The 18,114-nt window shown below is 58.3% G+C and carries 24 protein-coding genes and 1 pseudogene; 1 reads left to right on the forward strand and 24 read right to left on the reverse strand.

Annotation, left to right across the window (positions count from 1 at the left end):
• The 24 genes and pseudogenes from L0B83_RS11615 to L0B83_RS11720 form a co-directional block, all read right to left on the reverse strand.
• On the reverse strand, nucleotides 1-707 hold a 707-nt coding region (locus tag L0B83_RS11615; protein ID WP_234758615.1), incomplete at its 3' end, for a DUF3417 domain-containing protein.
• 295 nt (nucleotides 708-1,002) lie between these two features.
• A complete protein-coding gene (locus L0B83_RS19755; protein WP_268820833.1) occupies nucleotides 1,003-1,131 on the reverse strand; it encodes a hypothetical protein in 129 nt (42 codons plus the stop codon).
• Between the two features lie 192 nt (nucleotides 1,132-1,323).
• Nucleotides 1,324-2,334 (reverse strand): LacI family DNA-binding transcriptional regulator, encoded by a 1,011-nt coding sequence (locus tag L0B83_RS11620; protein ID WP_234758698.1) that lies wholly within the window; start codon nucleotides 2,332-2,334, stop codon nucleotides 1,324-1,326.
• A 183-nt stretch (nucleotides 2,335-2,517) separates the two neighbouring features.
• Nucleotides 2,518-3,069 (reverse strand): T6SS immunity protein Tdi1 domain-containing protein, encoded by a 552-nt coding sequence (locus L0B83_RS11625; protein WP_234758616.1) that lies wholly within the window; start codon nucleotides 3,067-3,069, stop codon nucleotides 2,518-2,520.
• Nucleotides 3,070-3,235: 166 nt separating this feature from the next.
• Entirely contained in the window at nucleotides 3,236-3,766 is a 531-nt protein-coding gene (locus L0B83_RS11630) for a hypothetical protein (protein ID WP_234758617.1), read from the reverse strand.
• 47 nt (nucleotides 3,767-3,813) lie between these two features.
• Complete coding sequence (locus L0B83_RS11635) at nucleotides 3,814-4,251, reverse strand: hypothetical protein (protein ID WP_234758618.1); 438 nt, start codon at nucleotides 4,249-4,251, stop codon at nucleotides 3,814-3,816.
• Nucleotides 4,252-4,266: 15 nt separating this feature from the next.
• Nucleotides 4,267-4,713, reverse strand: coding sequence for a hypothetical protein (locus tag L0B83_RS11640; protein WP_234758619.1), 447 nt, complete (start codon nucleotides 4,711-4,713; stop codon nucleotides 4,267-4,269).
• 27 nt (nucleotides 4,714-4,740) lie between these two features.
• Nucleotides 4,741-5,016, reverse strand: a complete 276-nt coding sequence (locus L0B83_RS11645) for a GAD-like domain-containing protein (protein ID WP_234758620.1) — start codon at nucleotides 5,014-5,016, stop codon at nucleotides 4,741-4,743.
• Between the two features lie 88 nt (nucleotides 5,017-5,104).
• On the reverse strand, nucleotides 5,105-5,551 hold the full coding sequence (locus tag L0B83_RS11650) for a hypothetical protein (RefSeq protein WP_234758621.1): 447 nt from the start codon (nucleotides 5,549-5,551) through the stop codon (nucleotides 5,105-5,107).
• A 93-nt stretch (nucleotides 5,552-5,644) separates the two neighbouring features.
• A complete protein-coding gene (locus L0B83_RS11655) occupies nucleotides 5,645-6,079 on the reverse strand; it encodes a hypothetical protein (protein WP_234758622.1) in 435 nt (144 codons plus the stop codon).
• A 94-nt stretch (nucleotides 6,080-6,173) separates the two neighbouring features.
• Complete coding sequence (locus tag L0B83_RS11660; protein ID WP_234758623.1) at nucleotides 6,174-6,554, reverse strand: hypothetical protein; 381 nt, start codon at nucleotides 6,552-6,554, stop codon at nucleotides 6,174-6,176.
• Between the two features lie 165 nt (nucleotides 6,555-6,719).
• Entirely contained in the window at nucleotides 6,720-7,250 is a 531-nt protein-coding gene (locus L0B83_RS11665; protein WP_234758624.1) for a hypothetical protein, read from the reverse strand.
• 128 nt (nucleotides 7,251-7,378) lie between these two features.
• Nucleotides 7,379-7,930 (reverse strand): T6SS immunity protein Tdi1 domain-containing protein, encoded by a 552-nt coding sequence (locus tag L0B83_RS11670; protein WP_234758625.1) that lies wholly within the window; start codon nucleotides 7,928-7,930, stop codon nucleotides 7,379-7,381.
• An 87-nt stretch (nucleotides 7,931-8,017) separates the two neighbouring features.
• The gene (locus L0B83_RS11675) at nucleotides 8,018-8,464 is read right to left on the reverse strand and encodes a hypothetical protein (protein WP_234758626.1); all 447 of its coding nucleotides are present in this window, start codon (nucleotides 8,462-8,464) and stop codon (nucleotides 8,018-8,020) included.
• Nucleotides 8,465-8,493: 29 nt separating this feature from the next.
• Complete coding sequence (locus L0B83_RS11680) at nucleotides 8,494-9,048, reverse strand: T6SS immunity protein Tdi1 domain-containing protein (protein WP_234758627.1); 555 nt, start codon at nucleotides 9,046-9,048, stop codon at nucleotides 8,494-8,496.
• 94 nt (nucleotides 9,049-9,142) lie between these two features.
• On the reverse strand, nucleotides 9,143-9,673 hold the full coding sequence (locus tag L0B83_RS11685) for a hypothetical protein (protein WP_234758628.1): 531 nt from the start codon (nucleotides 9,671-9,673) through the stop codon (nucleotides 9,143-9,145).
• A gap of 204 nt (nucleotides 9,674-9,877) precedes the next feature.
• A complete protein-coding gene (locus L0B83_RS11690) occupies nucleotides 9,878-10,324 on the reverse strand; it encodes a hypothetical protein (protein WP_234758629.1) in 447 nt (148 codons plus the stop codon).
• 154 nt (nucleotides 10,325-10,478) lie between these two features.
• On the reverse strand, nucleotides 10,479-11,009 hold the full coding sequence (locus L0B83_RS11695) for a hypothetical protein (protein WP_234758630.1): 531 nt from the start codon (nucleotides 11,007-11,009) through the stop codon (nucleotides 10,479-10,481).
• A 283-nt stretch (nucleotides 11,010-11,292) separates the two neighbouring features.
• Complete coding sequence (locus tag L0B83_RS11700; RefSeq protein ID WP_234758631.1) at nucleotides 11,293-11,739, reverse strand: hypothetical protein; 447 nt, start codon at nucleotides 11,737-11,739, stop codon at nucleotides 11,293-11,295.
• Nucleotides 11,740-11,747: 8 nt separating this feature from the next.
• Nucleotides 11,748-13,448 carry a DNA/RNA non-specific endonuclease gene (locus tag L0B83_RS11705; protein WP_234758632.1) on the reverse strand — a complete coding sequence of 567 codons (1,701 nt, stop codon included), beginning with the start codon at nucleotides 13,446-13,448 and terminating at the stop codon, nucleotides 11,748-11,750.
• A gap of 4 nt (nucleotides 13,449-13,452) precedes the next feature.
• A complete protein-coding gene (locus L0B83_RS11710) occupies nucleotides 13,453-13,743 on the reverse strand; it encodes a WXG100 family type VII secretion target (protein ID WP_234758633.1) in 291 nt (96 codons plus the stop codon).
• Nucleotides 13,744-13,904: 161 nt separating this feature from the next.
• Nucleotides 13,905-14,111: pseudogene (locus L0B83_RS19995) on the reverse strand (WXG100 family type VII secretion target); the annotation flags it as partial.
• 109 nt (nucleotides 14,112-14,220) lie between these two features.
• On the reverse strand, nucleotides 14,221-15,738 hold the full coding sequence (locus L0B83_RS11715; RefSeq protein ID WP_234758634.1) for a hypothetical protein: 1,518 nt from the start codon (nucleotides 15,736-15,738) through the stop codon (nucleotides 14,221-14,223).
• An 89-nt stretch (nucleotides 15,739-15,827) separates the two neighbouring features.
• Complete coding sequence (locus tag L0B83_RS11720) at nucleotides 15,828-17,633, reverse strand: RDD family protein (protein WP_234758635.1); 1,806 nt, start codon at nucleotides 17,631-17,633, stop codon at nucleotides 15,828-15,830.
• Between the two features lie 164 nt (nucleotides 17,634-17,797).
• On the opposite strand from L0B83_RS11720, the gene L0B83_RS11725 reads away from it, so the two are divergent.
• Nucleotides 17,798-18,094: a WXG100 family type VII secretion target gene (locus tag L0B83_RS11725; RefSeq protein ID WP_234758636.1), complete on the forward strand. Its 297-nt coding sequence runs from the start codon at nucleotides 17,798-17,800 to the stop codon at nucleotides 18,092-18,094.
• Nucleotides 18,095-18,114 lie beyond the last annotated feature (20 nt).

Raw genomic sequence — 18,114 nt, forward strand, 5'->3', positions numbered from 1 at the left:
GTGATCCCGCGCGCGGCGTCGTCGTTGGACGGAACGTTCGAATCGAGCAGCAACAGCGGCACGCGCCCGACATCGGCCCGCCAGATGTGTGCGCGCAGCTTGCGATTGCCCGGCAGGGGAAGAGTAACAAGAGCCGGGGAACCGTCTTCCTCGCGGAGCAGTGTGAGGGGCAGCCCGTCGGGGTCAAGGACCGGGTAGGTTTCCTGCTGCCAGGCGTCCCGGGACAGGGACTGCTTGAAATAGCCCGCTTGGTAGAGCAGCCCGACCCCGATCAACGGCACACCCAAATCCGAGGCGGCCTTCAAGTGGTCCCCGGCCAGGATCCCCAAACCGCCCGAGTACTGCGGAAGGACCTCGGTGATACCGAACTCGGGCGAGAAGTACGCGATGCACGCCGGAGCCTCCGGACCCAGCCCCTGATACCAGCGCGGCTCGCTCAAGTACCGGTCCAGATCTGCAGCCGCCTGTTGGACACGCTCCACGACGGCGTCGTCCGCTGCGAGCTGATGGAGTTCCTCTCGATTCACGAGGCCCAGGAAGGTCATGGGGTCATGCTCGCTTTGTTCCCAGGCCTCGGGGTTCAGGGCGGAGAACAGTTCGCGTGTCGGCAAGTGCCAGGACCAGCGCAAGTTCTTCGCCAGCAGTGCCAGCGGGGCGATTGCTTCCGGCAGAACGGTACGGACGGTGAACCGTCGGATCGCTTTCACTTCCGGCCGCCTTCGAACGCGGACAGGGCCGACTTGGTCAACGTTTCCATGCGGTGTACCTCCAGGAGGTTGTTGTGATGATGAGGGAGATGTTGGCTAGGGGTGGCGCTGCTGGGGTGGGTTCTGCGGCGCCGGGTGCGGAGGCCTCTGCCGGCACCACGGGCGCAGGGCGGCGGATGGGCAAGCGCTTACATGCTGTGGGCGGACATCATGGACCCGCTTGCGCCGCACGGTCGTGAAAACTCAGACCCAGGTGGCGGCGTCGGGGTTCCGTCCTCGCACTATTCCGCGGCCCTCACGAGCCGCGAAGCAGGGGACTCGCTTGCTCGTGGACCTGCTGCGAACTGCGGGATTCCTGTTCCGGTTTGGGCGACATCGACGACATCGTCAATTCGGAGGATTGGTACCGAATGATTCCAAGCACGACTTACTTCCTTAGTCTCCGGGAACATCGATCGCTGACCATCCCCCAAGGTGTGGCAGGAGGAATCTCATCGCCGTTCGTCGACGCGCCTTGTCGACGCGGGTCGATGGCTCGACAGTAGTTGGCTGCGCGAGGGTGTGTCAAATATCACAATCGGGCGTGTTGGGGGCGCGTAATGAATGCTCCAAAGTGCTAGGTGGCGCGTGCAACGGCGGTACTTCCGCGCAACGTGAGCACCGGTTCAGCGAGCCATTGCACGGCGTCGGCGCCCTCACTCCTGAGGCGTCGGGTGAGGAATTGTGCTGCCTCACGACCCATGACGCTTGGTTCAGCGGACGCCGTCGTCAGGGCGGGCATGAAGCGCTCCGCGGAACCTTCGCTGGTGTTGATCGCGACAATGGAGAGGGATTCCGGGATTCGCCATCCATGGGCTGCCGCAGCCCCCAGAAGGCCGGCGGTAGCTGCTTCGTTGATCATCACGAGTCCGGTTGTTGCCGGAGCTTCTTCCAGGATCTGGCCGAAGACCTCGCGGCCACCGGCAAGGGAGGTCTTCGCTGGGTACAGACGCGCTTTGATTCCGTGCCGGGACGCCGAAGCCGCAACGGCATCCCAGGACCGGACCATTGGGCCGTATCCGGTGTCCAGGGATTCACGCGAATGCGTCACGAGGCCGATTTCCGTGTGCCCCAAGCTGGCGAGGTGAGACACTGCCAACTCCCCCATGGCGTCGAAATCCGCGTCCACGAATGTCAGCCCATCGGCATCCGCGGGTCGTCCGATCATGACGAAAGGAACACCCGTTTCCATGAGGACCGGGATCCGGTCGTCGTTTGACCTGACCTCCATCAGAAGGATTCCATCCACCAGGCCTTGCGCCACGATCCGCTGCATCTCGCCCAAGTCGTCAGGATCCATCGGCCACAGAAGAAGATGGTAGCCGTCAGCGCGCGCTTGCTCGGCAGCACCCTGGACGTATTCGAATTCCGTGGTGTTCATGCCTTGCTCCCCGACCGGGAAAATCAGCGAGACGATGCCGGTTCGCTTGCCGGCCAAGCCCTGGGCGAGCAGGTTGGGCGTGTAACCAAGGTCGGACATGGCCTGCAGGATGCGTTCGCGGGTCTCGGGAGCAATCGGCCGGACGCCGCTGAGGGCATAGGACACAGTGCTCCTGGAGACGCCTGCTGCCCGCGCAACATCAGCCATGGTTGCCAAGGACTATCCCCTCCATTGTGTCGGTGACTGCCCGGCGATGGGCCCACGAATGACCACTGCCCGCCGGACGGTAATGCCCCATAGTAAACCGTAATCGGTTGGCAAGTGGCGGAGGACTGCTGGCTTGCCGAGGCCAACAGGGTCAAGCTGGCGCCCAGGACGTGTCGCAGCGGCCTAATAGCTCACAAAACGGTCGAGCGGCCCCGTGAATGTCGTGATGACCTCGATGTGGGGGTGCATGTCGAGTATCTGCAGGTTCTCCGTCTTCTCGGGGCCACCGGCAGCCAGGATCGGAACATAGCCGAAGCACTGACCAGGGCCTGGAACACCGTAGCGTTCGCGGGCTTCTGGGTAAGGTGCCCTGAAGAGTTCTTCTTCCATGAAACCCGGCTCGTCGAGGTTCCTGAGAAAGTAATTCTCCGAGAATAGAGTTCGTACCAGCCCGTGCCGGTAATCCAGGAGGAGAAGCAATTCCCCGTCCCATCCGATGATGTCGCCCATCGCTGTGGTCATGATCGGAATCAGTGGATTGAAGCCACGATGCGTATCCCGAACCAGCTGCATCCAGTCATCCGGGTTGATGACACGGAGATAGCCGTCCCGGAAGGTGCCAACCCCGTAGTCGGTCCACAGCAAGGAAAGCTCGCGCGGCACCAAGGCTCCATATTTCTCAACCGTCGCTTGCGACATCGCCCCGGTAGCAACGAAATCAGTGATACCAGTCATGAAGTCTCCCCGCGTGCTGTGAATATACCTCCGAGGTAGCGTACCTTTCGGGGTGGAAGCCAAGAAAGCACTCGCGGGAACGCCGGCTAGTGCTTTAGCTCGTCATGCCAATACCGACTAAGGGCCTACAAAGACTCTACTGAGCAGGGCGTGCGGCGAACCTGAACTAACTGAGCGGTCTCCATCGGGCATCGAATCGTCCCAGAGACTCCCAATCTCCGAAGACCGGGATCGGCTCCCAGTGAGCGGAGACATCGACATCCTTATAGTGCACGACGGAAATATCTGGTTGTGATTTGTCGTTTGTTTCAACTTCCACGACGCCGTCAGTCTTGTAATACATGGACACGACTTTGACGCACTCATTCTGACCATAATGCTTTGTCATGTCTGGGTACGTATAGCTGGTGATGTCTTCGAGAAATAGTCGCTCTCCGGTCTTGCGGAAGCCGAAGATGTAGTGGATTGACCCGAACGGATCGATAAAGTGAACGGCGGCATACGCTCCGTGCGGCGTGATCTCGGCGTAAAACTCCGGCACCTGCTCCGGGGTCGCATCGTCGGTGAATGCAGCGACGGTGAACCAGTCCGGTTTGGAACGTTTCCCATTGAACCTTGCTAGCGCTTTTGCCTCATCGAAGGCCTCGGTCGGCTGGTTGCGGGTGGGATGCCAACTCTGACCATACACGTACTTCATGCTGTTAGCTCCTGACATTCGTGGTTGCCGGCCGGTTATTACTATCGCTACCGAACCATGTGGTCCTCAATGTTCGCGTCACCTAGTTTGAACTGCCGCAGCAGTCCTAGCGCACGCTCACTTACGATCATGTCTGGTATGACCCGATCAAGGAAGAAGTCAGCTTGACCGTATTCGCCTACCAAATCCAGCCATACCAAGTCGGGTATTTGAGCACCCTTGCGAATCATTGCTTCGGTACCGTCGGTTGAAATGCTCAGATACATGTCTCTAAGTTCGAAGCCGGTTAGGCCACTCTCGGAAAGGCTATTAGCCAACCGCCGGGTGACAGCGAAACCGGGGGCCATCGTCACGATATCCTCGCCGAACCAGTCCTCGAGTACAAGGTGAAAGCGGAGGAGGCGACGTTTATTCGACAACGGATCGAATTCACTGAATTCTCCATGGGAACCGTCAACCGTCGGCTCAATTTTATAATATTTCATGACTCTGAAGGCCGCCTAATGGTTGAGCTCCTCGCGCCAATTTGGGTAGTCCTCTGGCTTCGGGTACCAATCAGGGATCTCATCCGCCGGACGAGGGTAACGCTCCAGATCCAGCAAATAGCTCTCCGGATGTGGTTCAATGTCCCAAGATGGCTTCTCATCGAAGTTGTATTGGATGTTGAACTGCCCAGTCTCACGAACGATGGTCACGGTGACTGACAACCACGCGCCGTGATCTTCTGTAGCAGAAGCTACTTTCAACAGCTCGAGCGCTCGACGAGCTTCCTTTGGAAGTGACGCGTAGCGAACGTCTCCGTTCATGTCAACGCATTCGCTGGTGCCCTCAGCTATCTGCCCGACTTTGCCATAAAATAGGCGTATGGTCGACCAGTCAAAACTCGAGTATGCGGCCACCAGCGAATTACCTAGAATATTTTGCAATTCGCTAACTCGTTCATTCATCGTAAATACCCCCAAAGCTATCCCAAATCAGCTATCGGAAACAAACCGGTCGAGCGGTCCCATTAGTGCTGTTATTAGTTCAACGGGCGCGATCGGAATCAGTGGATTGAAGCTTCGATGCGTGTCCCGAACGAGCCGCATCCAGTCATCCGGGTTGACCACCCGGAGATACCCGTCCCTGAATGTCCCCAAGCCGTAGTCGGTCCACAATACGGCAAGCTCCGCTGGTACCAACGCCGCGTACTTGTCAGTCGCCGCATTCGGCATGGTCTCGATAACATCGAAATCAGTGATGCCAGTCATGAAGTCCCCCAGGTGAAAGATGCCTCCGATACAGCGTACCTGTCGGCACCAAGGCACCAACTCAGGAAAACACTCGTAGGAACGCAGCCTAATGATTTAGCTCATCATGCCAATTAGGGTAATCCTCAGGCTTCGGGTACCAGGCAGGAATCTCATCCGCGGGGCGGGGGTATCGTTCCAGATCGAGCAAATAGTTCTCTGGCTGCGGCTCGATCGTCCACTCCGGCTTCTCGTCGAAGTTGTATTGGATGTTCAACTGTTCGGTCTCACGGACAATGGTCACGTCGACTGACAGCCAAGTGCCGTGTTCGGATGTGGCGGATACTTCCTTCAATACTTCTAGTGCGTCGAGTGCAGCATCGGGGATGGACGCGTACTGTGTCCTTCCATCGACATCTACGCACTCACAGTTGGCCTGCGAAATTTGCCCGACGTCGCCATAAAATAGGCGTATGGTCGTCCAGTCGAAATCGGCGTATGCGGCAACAAGGGCCCTGCCCAAAATATTTTGAAGTTCTATTACTCGTTCATTCATCAAGACTCACAATTGTGCAAAACCGCTTTTTAGTATGCAGTGCTTTCGATGTTGTGACCACCAGATCTCAGAATGCCGGGATCGGTTTCCGCTTCATGGAGTAACCGTGACGATGTCCGCCCCACTCAAATCAAAACCATGAAGGAACTCCAAGGCGCGTTCACTCACAATCAACTCCGGCACATCATGATTGAGGAAGAAATCAGCCACCCCGTACTCACCGATGATATCAAGCCAGACTAGATCGGGAATCTGAGAATCAATTCGACGCAATGCGTCTGTTCCTTCGACCGAAACGCTGAGATACATGTCCTTCAGCTGGAAGCCAGTCAACCCACTCGTAGAAAGGCTATCTGCAAGACGACGGGTAGCTGCGAATCCCGGCGAAGTGTTGATCAAATCGTTGCCCTGCCAGTCTTCGAGCTCCATGTGAAAGGTCAGAAGTTTCCGATTGGGAAAACCTGGTTCGAACGCCGCCAGGGAGCCCAAGCTGCCATCGACGGCGGGTTGAATCCTGTAGAAGCCCATGCCGCCACCTTACCTAAGGAGCAAAATTACCGCCACGTCCAATATCGAGAGAATCTTTGTGCCAAAGTGACCTGTTGGCAGGTAGTGCGAGAACTCAGAATTCACCGACTCGAGCTCGTTTGAGGTCGAATTCTTGAAGCACCCGAAGAGCTTTCTCACTCACGATCAGATCGGGGACGTCGCGATCCATGAAGAAATCTCCTTCCCCAAACCTCCCGACAGGATCAAGCCAGACAAGGTCAGGAACCTCTGCGTCGCCAAACCTCATCAACTCAGTGCCTTGAGGGGAGATACTTAGATGCATATCCTTCAAGTCGAACCCGGTCAGACCACTCTTCTGCAGACGGTCCGCGAGGGCACGAGTAACGGCGAAGCCCGGTGTGGTGGTGACCAAGTCATCGCCCAACCAGTCGTGCAGGACCATATGAAAGGTCACAAGCATGCGATTCTCAGAACCGCGGACAAACTCAGCCATCTCACCCAGGCTACCGTCAACGGCAGGTTCAACCCTGTAATATTTCATGTCTCATTCCACTCCGCTTTCGACCTCAATTAACAATCATCATCGGCCGGGGAAAATTCCGGTTGTGAACCCAGGGCTGCAAATCAATAAGCGGCCAAGGTGCGTGTCGAAAATGAACTAACTCAGAGGCTTCCACCGGGCATCGAATCGTCCCAATGACTCCCAGTCTCCGAATACCGGGATCGGCTCCCAATGGGCAGAAACATCGACATCCTTGACATCCATGTAGGAAATATCCGGAGCAGTATCATCATCGATACGCACACGCGCCGTACCATCGGTTTTGTAAAAATACGACACGACCCTTGTGCACTCACTCTGACCAAAGTGCTTAGCCATGTCGGGGTAAGTATAAGCAGTGATGTCTTCGAGAAATAGTTGCTCTCCGGTCTTTCGGAAGCCGAAAATGTAGTGAATGGAACCGAACCGATCGATAAAGTAAACGGCAGCATAAGCCCCGTGCGGGGTGATCTCGGCATAAAACTCTGGCACCTGTTCCGAGGTCGCATCTTCGGCGGACGCCGCGACCGTGAACCAGTCCGGCTTGGAACGCTCTCCGTTGAATCTTGCCAACGCTTCTGCTTCGTCAAGGGCTTCAATAGGATGGTTCCGGCTGGGATGCCAACGCTGTCCATACACATACTTCATATCTTCACTTCCTAGCTCTCGTCAGACCCGACAGGTACTTACTACGGGTAATGCTTGATCTGCCGGGCTCGCACTGGACTTAACCCGGTAGGCCCCCACCCTCAGTCCGCAGACCGTTATGGTCGAGGCTAGTAGCTCACAAACTGGTCGAGAGGTCCCATGAAGGCTGTGATGACCTCGATATGGGTACGCATGTCGAGAATCTGTAGGTTCTCGACCGTTTCGGGGCCTCCGGCAGCAAGGAATGGCACGTAGCCAAAGCACTGACCGGGATCTGGAACACCGTAAAGCTCGCGGGCCTCAGGATAAGGGGACCAGAACAGTTTTGATTCCATATATTTGGAGCTCTGTGTGTCCGTCACAAAATAAGCCTCTCCGAAAAGAGTTCTTACCAATCCGTGGCGATAGTCCAACAGACGAAGAAGCTCACCGTCCCATCCGACAATGTCCCCCATTGCGGTGGTCATGATCGGAATCAAGGGCCGAAAGCCCTTATGAGTATCCTGAACAAGCTGCATCCAGTCATCCGGGTTGACCACCCGCAGATAACCGTCCCGGAAGTTGCCCAAGCCATAATCGGTCCACAACGAGGCGAGTTCCGCCGGCACCACGGCCGCATACTTATCAATTGCCGACTGAGGCATTGTCCCGGTGACAGCGAAATCAGTTATACCAGTCATGAAATCCCCCTGGGTACTGTGAAATCTGCATCTGATGTAGCCTACCCGCCCGCATACAAGTCAAGAAAGCAACCGTGGGAACGCCGCCTAACGCTTTAGCTCCTCATGCCAATTCGGGAAGTCCTCAGGCTTCGGGTACCACGAAGGAATCTCATCCCCCGGACGAGGGTAACGCTCCAGGTCCAGCAAATAGTTCTCTGGCTGCGGCTCAAAATCCCAAGACGGTTGCTCATCGTAGTTGTATTTGATATTGAACTGCCCGGTGTCACGAACGATAGTCACGTTGACTGACAGCCACGTCCCGTGTTCCGGTGTGGCTAAAACTTCCTTCAATAGTTTTAGTGCATCGAGTGCAGCCTTGGGGACGGACGCGTACTGCGACTTTCCATCAACATCTACGCACTCACTCGTGTACTGAGCTATCTGCCCGACTTCACCATAAAATAGGTGTATGGCGGTCCAGTCAAAACTCGAGTATGCGGCAACCAGCGAGTCACCTAGAATATTTTGCAATTCGCTAACTCGTTCATTCATCGTATATACCCCCAAAAAAACTTCCTGAATCAGCTTTTGAAAACGAACCGCTCGAGTGGTCCCATGAGTTCTGTTATTAGTTCAATGTGAGTGCGCATGTCGACAATCCGAAGATTATCCGCTACCTCAGGCCCACCAGCTCCTAGGATCGGTACATAGCCGAAACACTGACTAGGGTCCGGCGTACCGTAGCGCTCACGAGCCTGGGGGTAAGGATTCCAGCAGAGCTCCTCTTCCATATACTTTGGTTCATCTAGAAGCCTCAGGAAGTGCTTTGCGGTCAACACATGCCGCACTAGTCCGTGCCGGTAATCTAGAAGGAGAAGCATCTCGCCATCCCAGCCGATGATATCTCCCATTGCTGTGGTCATGATAGGAATCAGTGGATTGAAACCTTGATGCGTGTTCTCAACGATCTGCATCCAGTAATCCGGGTTGACTACCCGGAGATACCCGCCGCGGAAAGTCCCCAAACCGTAGTTGGTCCACAATACGGCAAGCTCCCCTGGTAACAGCGGGGCGTACTTAGCGACCGCCTCTTGCGGCATAGTCCCGGTTGTGACGAAATCGGTAATACCAGTCATGATGTCCTCGTGAACTTACTGTTCAAGCGCTACTTGCGCGTTCAATCGACTCTGGGCTTGGATTTGCCCGAGCAAAGCGCGCTTCGAAAATGAACTAACCGACCGGATTCCATCGTGCATCAAACCGTCCCAAAGACTCCCAATCTCCGAATACCGGGATCGGCTCCCAGTGAGCGGAGACATCAACTCCCTTGACGTGAACAACCGAAATGTCAGGCATCGCATCATCGTTGGTTTCAAGTTCGACCACACCGTCAGGCTTGTAGTAATTAGAAACGACCTTGATGCTCTCATCCTGGCCATAATATTTCGACATGTCCGGATAGGTGTAGGCCTTGATGTACTCAAGAAACAGTCGTTCCCCCGTCTTGCGGAAGCCAAAAATATAGTGAATAGACCCGAACGGATCAATAAAGAACACTTTGGCATAAGCCCCATGCGGGGTGATCTCGGCATAAAACTCCGGCACCTGCTCCGAAGTCGCATCGTCAGCGAATGCCGCTACGGTGAACCAGTCCGGCTTGGACCGCTCCCCATTGAACCTTGCCAGCGCCTCTGCCTCATCGAAGGCCTCGGTGGGCTGGTTGCGGGTGGGATGCCAACTCTGGCCGTACACATACTTCATATGTCAACTCCTGGCTCTCGTCAGACCCGACAGGTTCTTACTATCGAGCATCTGCAGGTCCCCTACCCTCTCAGGGCCGCCGCCAGCCAAGATCGCTACAGACCCGAAGACTGACCAAGGCTTGGAACGCCGAGGAGATCTCGAGCCTCGGGGGTAGCGTACCTTTCGGCGTGCAAGTCAAGAAAACGCCCGTGGGAACGCCGCCTAATGTTTGAGCTCCTCGTGCCAATTAGGGTAGTCCTCTGGCTTCGGGTACCAAGAAGGAATCTCATCCGCAGGGCGGGGGTATCGTTCCAAGTCCAGCAAATAGTTTTCTGGCTGCGGCTCGATCTTCCACCCCGGCTTCTCGTCGAAGTTGTATTGGATGCTCAGCTGTCCGGTCTCGCGGACAAGGGTCACGTCGACTGAAAGCCACGTGCCGTGATCCGGTGTAGCAGAAGCCTCTTTCAAGGAATCGAGCGCTCGACGAGCATCCCCTGAGATCGAGCCATAGTGAACATCTCCGTTCATGTCGATGCACTCGCTCCTACCTTGAGCTATCTGCCCTACTTTGCCGTAGAAGAGCGTGATCACTTTCCAGTCAAAACTCGAGTAAGCGCCGACCAGCGAATTACCCAGAAGACTTTGCAGTTCATTTAGTCGTTCATTCATTGTAAATACCGCCTTTTATGACAAAGTCCCAGTTATGACGAAATCGGTAATACCAGTCATGATGTCCTCTTGAACTTGCTGTTCAAGCGCTGCTTGTCCCTACAACCAGCTCTGGGCATGGGCTTGCCCGAGCAAAGCGTGCTTCGAAAATGAATTAACTTAGCGGCTGCCACCGGGCATCGAATCGCCCCAAAGACTCCCAATCTCCGAACACCGGGATCGGCTCCCAGTGAGCGGAGATATCGACATCCTTGACGTGAACAACCGAGATGTCAGGCATCGCATCATCGTTGGTTTCAACTTCAACCACACCGTCAGGCTTGTAATAATAGGAAACGACCTTGATGCTCTCATTCTGGCCATAGTATTTCGTCATGTCTGGATAGGTGTAGGCCCTGATGTACTCAAGAAACAGTCGCTCCCCCGTCTTGCGGAAGCCAAAGATATAATGAATTGACCCAAACGGATCGATAAAGAACACTTTGGCATAAGCCCCGTGCGGCGTGATCTCGGCATAAAACTCCGGCACCCGATCCGGGGTCGCATCGTCGGCAAATGCCGCGACCGTGAACCAGTCCGGCTTGGACCGCTCGCCGTTAAATCTTGCGAACGCTTCTGCCTCATCGAAGGCCTCGGTCGGCTGATTGCGGCGGCCGTGCCAACGCTGGCCGTACACATACTTCATATTTTCACTTCCCGGCTCTCGTCAGACCCGACAGATTCTTACTATCGAGCATCTGCAGGTCCCCTACCCTCTCAGGGCCACCGCCAGCCAGGATAGCTACAGACCCGAAGACTTACCAAGGCCTGGGACGCCGAGGAGATCTCGAGCCTCAGGAGTNACCGCCAGCCAGGATAGCTACAGACCCGAAGACTTACCAAGGCCTGGGACGCCGAGGAGATCTCGAGCCTCAGGAGTACCGTAGCTTTCGGCGTTCAAGGCAAGAAAACACTCGTGGGAACGCCGCCTAACGCTTTAGCTCCTCATGCCAATTAGGGTAGTCCTCTGGCTTCGGGTACCACGCAGGAATCTCATCCGCCGGGCGAGGGTAACGCTCTAGATCGAGCAAATAGCTCTCTGGCTCAGGCTCAATGTCCCAAGATGGCATCTCGTCGAAGTTGTATGCGATATTGAACTGCCCGGTTTCACGAACGATTGTCACATTAACTGACAGCCACGTGCCATGCTCGGCTGTAGCAGAAACTTCTTTCAATAACTCAAGCGCATCGAGCGCCTCCTCCGGGATTGACGCATATTGGGGGTTTCCATTGACATCAATGCACTCGCTGGTGGCCTCGGCAATCTGCCCCGCTTTTGCGTAAAACAGGGTAATGACTTTCCAGTCAAAATTTGAGTATGCCGAGACTAGTGAATTCCCCAAAATATTTTGCAGCTCGTATATTTGTTCATTCATTAAAACTCCTAATTTTCAAAAATTCTGCGCTGAAGTGGGCCGCCGTCGATTCGATATTCAACGCGGTAACTCATCGGACGAAGGCCTCCTAAGTCATTATAATTTATTACCACTCGAACATCGACCTTTTTCCCTACACTGATGGCGTCGGCCCAACTCATCTCAAGCTTGTAGTACTGGCGTTCTCCAATCCTATTGAGGTCGCTGCGCATGGCCGTCAGGTTGATTGCTTCGCCGGGTGCGAGGAATTGACTTCCGAAGATGTGCCCGCCATCGTCGGTAGGCTTTCTATCCGGACCTCCGGCCACCGCCTGCTGGTACTTGTTACGCACACCCGGCCCAAGCGTATCCAGAGTCGCTGAGGCCTCAACCACGCGACCCCTGCTATCAGTTCGGTAGGCAAATTTGCTGTCGACGACATATGTCGTGTTGGGCTTGGGTTTGTTGAGGTACCTATTCCATGCTCCGGGGCCGCCAGCGGATACGACCACCGGCGTGCCGACTTTGACAGAAAGACCAGCTGCAACCCTCTCCGCGTCGATCGCAGCTTTCGTTCCGGTCTTGAAGACGTTCACTGCAGCCCCTACGCCGAAGGGGGCAGCGACTCCGAGCAGGATGTCATGAGTTGCATTGGCTGGCGTGCCACCGTTGGCAGCGGCATCCATGCCCACGCTGACCGCGGCGTTGAAACTGATCCCGGTCATGGCCCGGACCGGGGCCGGGGCCTTCGTCCCGAGGTAGGTGAGGACTTTGACGACCTTGAGTTCGCGGAGCAGGCCCAGCGTGCGCGTGATCGCTGCGGTGATCCCGGCCAACCTCGTGCCAACCGTGGCCGCGACTTCCACCAACCGGGCGATCATCGCAGTGACCCTCGCGCCTGTTAGCCCGATCCGCGCCATCAGCGCTGCATTGCCCACCACCTCGGACGCGCCCACCGTGAACACCGCCAACAAAGCCGCGCCGGCTTCCACGGCAACGGTGGTGACGAGGAGTTCCTGGAGTTCCTGAATGATCGCCGTGTGGGCCTCGTCGATTCCGTCCGCGTACGAGGTGCAGCCCTGACCGAGCGCATAAGCGCTGGTCGACAGGTCATTCAGGTAGCCCCGGTACTGGTCAAGTTTGGCCTGCACCAGGCCGAGTTCGGGGGTCACTAGCCCGTCAAGCGCGCTGCTGGCCGCGTCGACCTTCCAGGAAGCGCTGCGCAGGTCATCCCCGGCACGCTCCCACACCTTCTGGGCAGACCTGAGCTTGCCGGTGTCCCCATTCGGCCACACGGCTCCCACCACTGACTGCACCCATTCCCACCCTTCGGGAACGAAATCACTCCGTCCACCAAGCGCGGTGGGCGACACCACCGTGGTGGTCCCGGACAAGTCCGCCGTATCAGCCGTGCTCGAGGCAAGACCGAGCGGCGCTACCCCGCCCGAAGCATAGTGCTCGGCATCCGCCCACACATTCGCCGTATCCGCCAACAGCCTCGACAGCACGCCCGCACCAGTGAGCGAGTCCGCGATACCGCCGATGAGGTTCCGGGCGGCGTCGTCGTAATCGTGGGCGAACTTGACCCCCGCGTCATCGTTGCCGGCCATCTGGGCCGCGCCGGCCAGGCCGCTCCCCAGCCCGTCGAGCGCCTGACGGACGAAGACCTGCGCCGAGTACAACTCGGCCGATGCCTGCACATAGGCCGACGTATTTACAACAAGGCGCATGGTCTCAGACCCAACCTTGTTTCAACGCCTCGGCCGCCCGGGCATACTGCTCCCTGGCATGGGAGACCTGCCCAATGAAGTTGTCCACCTCGGAGACCATGGCACTGGATTCGTTCTGCCATCGGGCCATTTGGCTTTCAAAGGCCCGGGCGGCTGCACCGTCCCACCCGGCGGTGATTGTGGCAGAACCGGAACTTACCTGATCCAAAAGGTCCCGGGCGTAGGCAGTGACTGCCGCGAGTTCCTCTAGAAGAAGCGCGATCTCGGATTCGTCCGCTTCGAATGTCGAGCTCATTGCGGACCGGGCCGTCCTTGAGACGGGACGGGGGTCGCAGGCGCCGGGGTGACCTTCACACCGGCCGCGCCCGTGGCGGCGGCGGCGATTCTGGCCAGGCTTTCGTCGGTAATTGTGAACGACGAGGCACTTGCGCCGGCATAGGTCGACAGGGCGGAGAGTGCCTCCCAGACACCCCGGGAACCATCAACCCAACGGCCAAAGGTCTTACTCAGCTCGTCCGCGGTGATACCTTGCCAAGAACTCCCCAACACCTGGCCCGCGCGGGCCTGCAACGCCACTACCCGGCGCTCCAGTTCCCCAGCGTGGGCAGACAACGTCCCCGAAAAACCCTCCAAGGCCCCGCCGTCTACTCTCACATCGGCCATGCTGGTCACACCCCCCTGATGTTCGGAATGGAATCGACTCGTAATTAGGCTAAAGGATGGAAATATTCCGGACAACCACCTGGCGTCGAGTCGAGTCCGGAGACGCACCCTAGGGCCGCTTGCGGCCGGCCGCAGCGATGCCGTAGCCACCGGCCAGGCCGATTGCGACCGCAATCAGGGCGACGAGCACGATAATCCACCAAGGGAAGTCCGAGGTTGCGCTCACCTGGGTCGGGGCCGCCGCAGCGGGGGCCTCCTGGGTTGCCGGGCTACTCGGGGATCCCGACGCTTGCCCGACGGCGGTCGGCGTCGGGTCTTTGCCGAGCAGTCCGCCGTTCGCGGCATTCGTCGAGGACGCATTCAGGTCAGGAACCTGCGTATTCGCGAGTCGCGCGAAGGGGTCCGTGGTGGGCGCAGCAATAATCTGGTGGACCAGCGGAACCGGTGCGGGCGCAGGGGCTTTCACCGCAGGGTCAGTCGGCAAAGGGGCTACAGGGACGATCGCTACTACCGGGGCGGCCGGTGTGACGGGAGCGACCACGGTGGGCTTAGGGAACACGGCGATCCACGTTGCGGCCAGGCGGGCCTCCCCCGAGGTAGCGGCTACCTGGTAGAGACCTGGCGGCGTGCTGGCCGGGATGGTCACGGAAGTGCTCGCCAGCGCGCCATTTTGCACGGCGACACTTTGCGCGAGCTGGGACACGATCGAAGTCCCATCGGAGTTGTAGAGCGTCAGGTCGAGCGCGTAGGAGCCGGCAGAGAATCCGGCACCGCTGATCGCCGTGCTGTAGCCGCCCGCGATACCCGTGCTGACTGTGGACGAAAGCGTTGCGTTGGCGCGCAGCACGTAGACCGAGAGCTGGGCACTGACACCGGTGAGGTCATCAACGACGTTCACGAAGTACTGGCCCTGCGGGGTGAACGGGCTCGGGGTGAGAGCGAAATCGAAATTTCCGCCCGCGCCAACTGTCGCTGTTCCGCCCGGCAACAACACGCTTCCGGTACTCAGGCTGACGGTTCCGCCAGGAACGAATCCGGTTCCCCTGATGCTGGAAGAAGTGCCGGGCGCGATGGGAAGATTCGGGCCGGTAACGCTCGGGGCATAAACGCTGGTCTGCACGACAAAGACGGTCCCCGATGTGCCCGAGCGGGATTTACCGCCAGCAGCGGCCTGGGTCACCGTAACTTCGTAAGCCCCCTGGGCCAAGTTGCCGGGGAGCGCGCACGACAGCGACTGGTTGGCGGCCTGCACGGTGAGCACACAGTTCGTCGTCACCGCAGGGCTTGCCGGGAAGGTCCTTGCCAGATTCGCCTGGGCGGGGAGAAGGGGATCGAGTCCCTCAACTTTTCCGGTAAACGCTCCACCCGGTTGGGCCGAGACCTGATCGAGGGCCACAGTGATGGGCGTGGACGGTGCCAGCGGGGCCGCGGCGGCGGAGACTGGCTGCCTCGACGGCTGAGCTGATGCCGAGGATACCGACGGGGAAGGGGTCGGGGCCGGGGTGGTGCCGCTGGCCGGGGCACTAGCAGCCGGGGTTGTTGCTCCCACGACGGCGGCAGTCGGCCCGGCTGCCTGCGAGGCGGCTACGGGCAACGCCAGTAGGCTGCCCGCAGCGAGCGTTGCCATGCCAATCCGTAAAACCTTCAGCTTTGTTGGCGCAACTCGTCCCACGATGATCTAGTCCCCTTCTAGTCTTCACCCGCAGCGCAGCATCTTTATCCGGCCGCGTACAGTTGTATTTCGTTGTCCTTGGTTTTGACAACCACTCCGCTGGCGACGACGGCCAGGGGCGTCACCCCGTTGTATGGCGTCGCCTTGTCTTGCTGGATGTAAACCGGCCCCTCATCGGTGGTCCCCAAAACACCGTCCGCGAGAATCCCGGACCGCTTGATGCCTTGGGCTTTGAGGTCCAGCAGAGGAAATCCAGTCGATTGATTATATGCATACCCCGCAAAAGACGCCCACACGAAGCCGTTTCCACGCACCCACACAGGATCTTCTTCGACCCGTCCGAGGGTAATTTCCATGCTTGAAAGCAGATCTCCGTTTGACTGCCGATACACAGCCACGGTCACCGGGTTCTTCGGATCATGGCTCTCGGGGAAGGCTGACCAAAGGAGCACGGCAAGCCCGTGCCCGGCGGTCACCCATTTCATGACTTGAAGGCCCTCCGCCGGAGCCTTCAGCGGGATATCCTGGCGCGTCTTGCCGTCGAGGCTGCTCAGGGTCAGCGAACCTGAGTACTTCGCGCTCGAGAGCTTATCGCCGTCGACCCCCAAAGCGATCTTGCCCTCGATGCCCGTCAGCGGGACCAACCCGGTTTTGGTAAAAGTGGAGAGTTTCCCGTCACGCCCTGTCACCAACAAATCAGTTCCGGCGGTGGAGATCGTCGCGTCCGCAGGGATATCGGCGGCGACAGCAGGCGCCTTTGCCAAGCTCGGTACCCAGCCGTGCAAGGTATTGCCGATCCGCCACACCATCCCCGGTTCTCCGCTTATCCGGGTTTCCTGGGCAAACACTACGTCGCCATCAATGCTTTGTTCGCTCAGCACCGCACCGGTGGAGTTGTCCAGGATGGTCAAGGTCCGGTTGTCGAAAATGAACGTTCCGGCCTGCGCTGCGGTGACCTGGGCCGTCACGCTGAGGGGCTTGCGCCAGACCGGACCGGCCTGAAACCCAGGGAAGCCGTTACCTGTCCCGGCCGCGAGCGAAGGTTTCAGGAGGGCGAGATTGGCCGCGCTGAACTGGTTGGGTTGGGACGGCCGCTCCAGCGGCTGGAGGAATCCGATGCCCCACGCGGAACCGATGGAGAGCGCGCCAATGACGACCATCGCGACAACAGCCTGGGCAAGCGGCGCCACCCAGAACGGGCGGCGCTTACGCCCTGGAGCTATTTCGGACGGAAGGGGGTCTTGGGCAGCGGGAGCGGGAGGGGCGGCGATCGATAACTGTGCCCCGTCCGACCAAAGCGGGAGCGGCGGAGGGAGGATGTCGACAGCGGCAGCCGCCTCGGGGCTGATCCAGTCCTCGATCCGGGGCGAGTAAAAAGCAGGCTCGAGGTTGAGCGGATCGGTGCCTGCATTGATGTCAATGACGGTGGTCTCGCCAAGTTTATGCAGCCAGGTGTCCTGGTCGTCCTTTCTTTTCCGGTACTCCAGCACGAAGATGAGCGGACCGACGCCGGCAAGCAGCAATCCGCCGAGCGAGGCCATTCCGCGCACGAGGGTCCGGCCGAGGGGCGCCGGTTCGCCAGTGCCGGCATCGAGCACACGCAGCCCAAGCAGGCGCCCGCCGATCGTCTGGCCGGTTCTGGAGAGCATGCCCGCGAGAAAGAGCCCGTAGGCGAAGCCGAATACGGTGATGGCCACCAGTCCGACAATTCCCGGACCAGCTGCGGGAATGAAACCGGCAGGAATTATCCGGGCAACGCCCACGGCCGCGGGCACGGCGAAAATCGCCACGTCGATGAAATATGACGCGGCCCGGCGGGGCAGTGACGCGACAACGATGCCTTCAGGCACGACACACTTTCCGTTCGATGACAAGGAGGAGGAAGTCACTTCGAGTGTAGGCGACGTCGGCCGGCACCCAAGCCGGTAACCGACGGGGTTGCTTCTCATGCCGGCATTTTCTACAGTCGATGTTGTAATCGTCTCTTTCCTCCTCAAAGTCAAGGAACCCAGTCATGGCGAATCTCAATGTCACCTTTGATGAGCTCGAAACCGCCGCAAAGAGCCTGGAAGCAGGCAAGGCGGACCTCGAGGCGAAACTGGCCGAGCTCCAGAAGCAGATCCAGGCCCTGGTCAGCAGCGGGTACGTAACTGACAAGTCCTCGAAGGCGTACGAGGCCGAGTACCAGCAGTTCACCCAGGGAGCGCAGCAGACCATCGGCGGCCTGGAAGGTCTCTCCCACTACCTCCACCATGCAGCCGAGACCCTGCGTAGCACCGACGAGCAACTGGCCGGGCAAATCGGCAGGTAGCGCGGGAAGACGGACCCAAA

Origin of the sequence: Arthrobacter alkaliphilus, assembly GCF_021483235.1 — a bacterium.
Taxonomy (GTDB): domain Bacteria; phylum Actinomycetota; class Actinomycetes; order Actinomycetales; family Micrococcaceae; genus Arthrobacter; species Arthrobacter alkaliphilus.

What these genes read in the sequence shown, in the direction of transcription:
- L0B83_RS11650 (WP_234758621.1), bottom strand. Translation starts at nt 5,551, where the DNA reads ATGAATGAACGAGTAATAGAACTTCAAAATATTTTGGGCAGGGCCCTT.
- L0B83_RS11670 (WP_234758625.1), bottom strand. Translation starts at nt 7,930, where the DNA reads ATGACTGGTATAACTGATTTCGCTGTCACCGGGACAATGCCTCAGTCG.
- L0B83_RS11655 (WP_234758622.1), bottom strand. Translation starts at nt 6,079, where the DNA reads ATGGGCTTCTACAGGATTCAACCCGCCGTCGATGGCAGCTTGGGCTCC.
- L0B83_RS11710 (WP_234758633.1), bottom strand. Translation starts at nt 13,743, where the DNA reads ATGAGCTCGACATTCGAAGCGGACGAATCCGAGATCGCGCTTCTTCTA.
- L0B83_RS11660 (WP_234758623.1), bottom strand. Translation starts at nt 6,554, where the DNA reads ATGGCTGAGTTTGTCCGCGGTTCTGAGAATCGCATGCTTGTGACCTTT.
- L0B83_RS11685 (WP_234758628.1), bottom strand. Translation starts at nt 9,673, where the DNA reads ATGAAGTATGTGTACGGCCAGAGTTGGCATCCCACCCGCAACCAGCCC.
- L0B83_RS11625 (WP_234758616.1), bottom strand. Translation starts at nt 3,069, where the DNA reads ATGACTGGTATCACTGATTTCGTTGCTACCGGGGCGATGTCGCAAGCG.
- L0B83_RS11675 (WP_234758626.1), bottom strand. Translation starts at nt 8,464, where the DNA reads ATGAATGAACGAGTTAGCGAATTGCAAAATATTCTAGGTGACTCGCTG.
- L0B83_RS11705 (WP_234758632.1), bottom strand. Translation starts at nt 13,448, where the DNA reads ATGCGCCTTGTTGTAAATACGTCGGCCTATGTGCAGGCATCGGCCGAG.
- L0B83_RS11680 (WP_234758627.1), bottom strand. Translation starts at nt 9,048, where the DNA reads ATGACTGGTATTACCGATTTCGTCACAACCGGGACTATGCCGCAAGAG.
- L0B83_RS11665 (WP_234758624.1), bottom strand. Translation starts at nt 7,250, where the DNA reads ATGAAGTATGTGTATGGACAGCGTTGGCATCCCAGCCGGAACCATCCT.
- L0B83_RS11690 (WP_234758629.1), bottom strand. Translation starts at nt 10,324, where the DNA reads ATGAATGAACGACTAAATGAACTGCAAAGTCTTCTGGGTAATTCGCTG.
- L0B83_RS11620 (WP_234758698.1), bottom strand. Translation starts at nt 2,334, where the DNA reads ATGGCTGATGTTGCGCGGGCAGCAGGCGTCTCCAGGAGCACTGTGTCC.
- L0B83_RS11700 (WP_234758631.1), bottom strand. Translation starts at nt 11,739, where the DNA reads ATGAATGAACAAATATACGAGCTGCAAAATATTTTGGGGAATTCACTA.
- L0B83_RS11635 (WP_234758618.1), bottom strand. Translation starts at nt 4,251, where the DNA reads ATGAAATATTATAAAATTGAGCCGACGGTTGACGGTTCCCATGGAGAA.
- L0B83_RS11640 (WP_234758619.1), bottom strand. Translation starts at nt 4,713, where the DNA reads ATGAATGAACGAGTTAGCGAATTGCAAAATATTCTAGGTAATTCGCTG.
- L0B83_RS11715 (WP_234758634.1), bottom strand. Translation starts at nt 15,738, where the DNA reads ATGGCAACGCTCGCTGCGGGCAGCCTACTGGCGTTGCCCGTAGCCGCC.
- L0B83_RS11725 (WP_234758636.1), top strand. Translation starts at nt 17,798, where the DNA reads ATGGCGAATCTCAATGTCACCTTTGATGAGCTCGAAACCGCCGCAAAG.
- L0B83_RS11630 (WP_234758617.1), bottom strand. Translation starts at nt 3,766, where the DNA reads ATGAAGTACGTGTATGGTCAGAGTTGGCATCCCACCCGCAACCAGCCG.
- L0B83_RS11645 (WP_234758620.1), bottom strand. Translation starts at nt 5,016, where the DNA reads ATGACTGGCATCACTGATTTCGATGTTATCGAGACCATGCCGAATGCG.
- L0B83_RS11695 (WP_234758630.1), bottom strand. Translation starts at nt 11,009, where the DNA reads ATGAAGTATGTGTACGGCCAGCGTTGGCACGGCCGCCGCAATCAGCCG.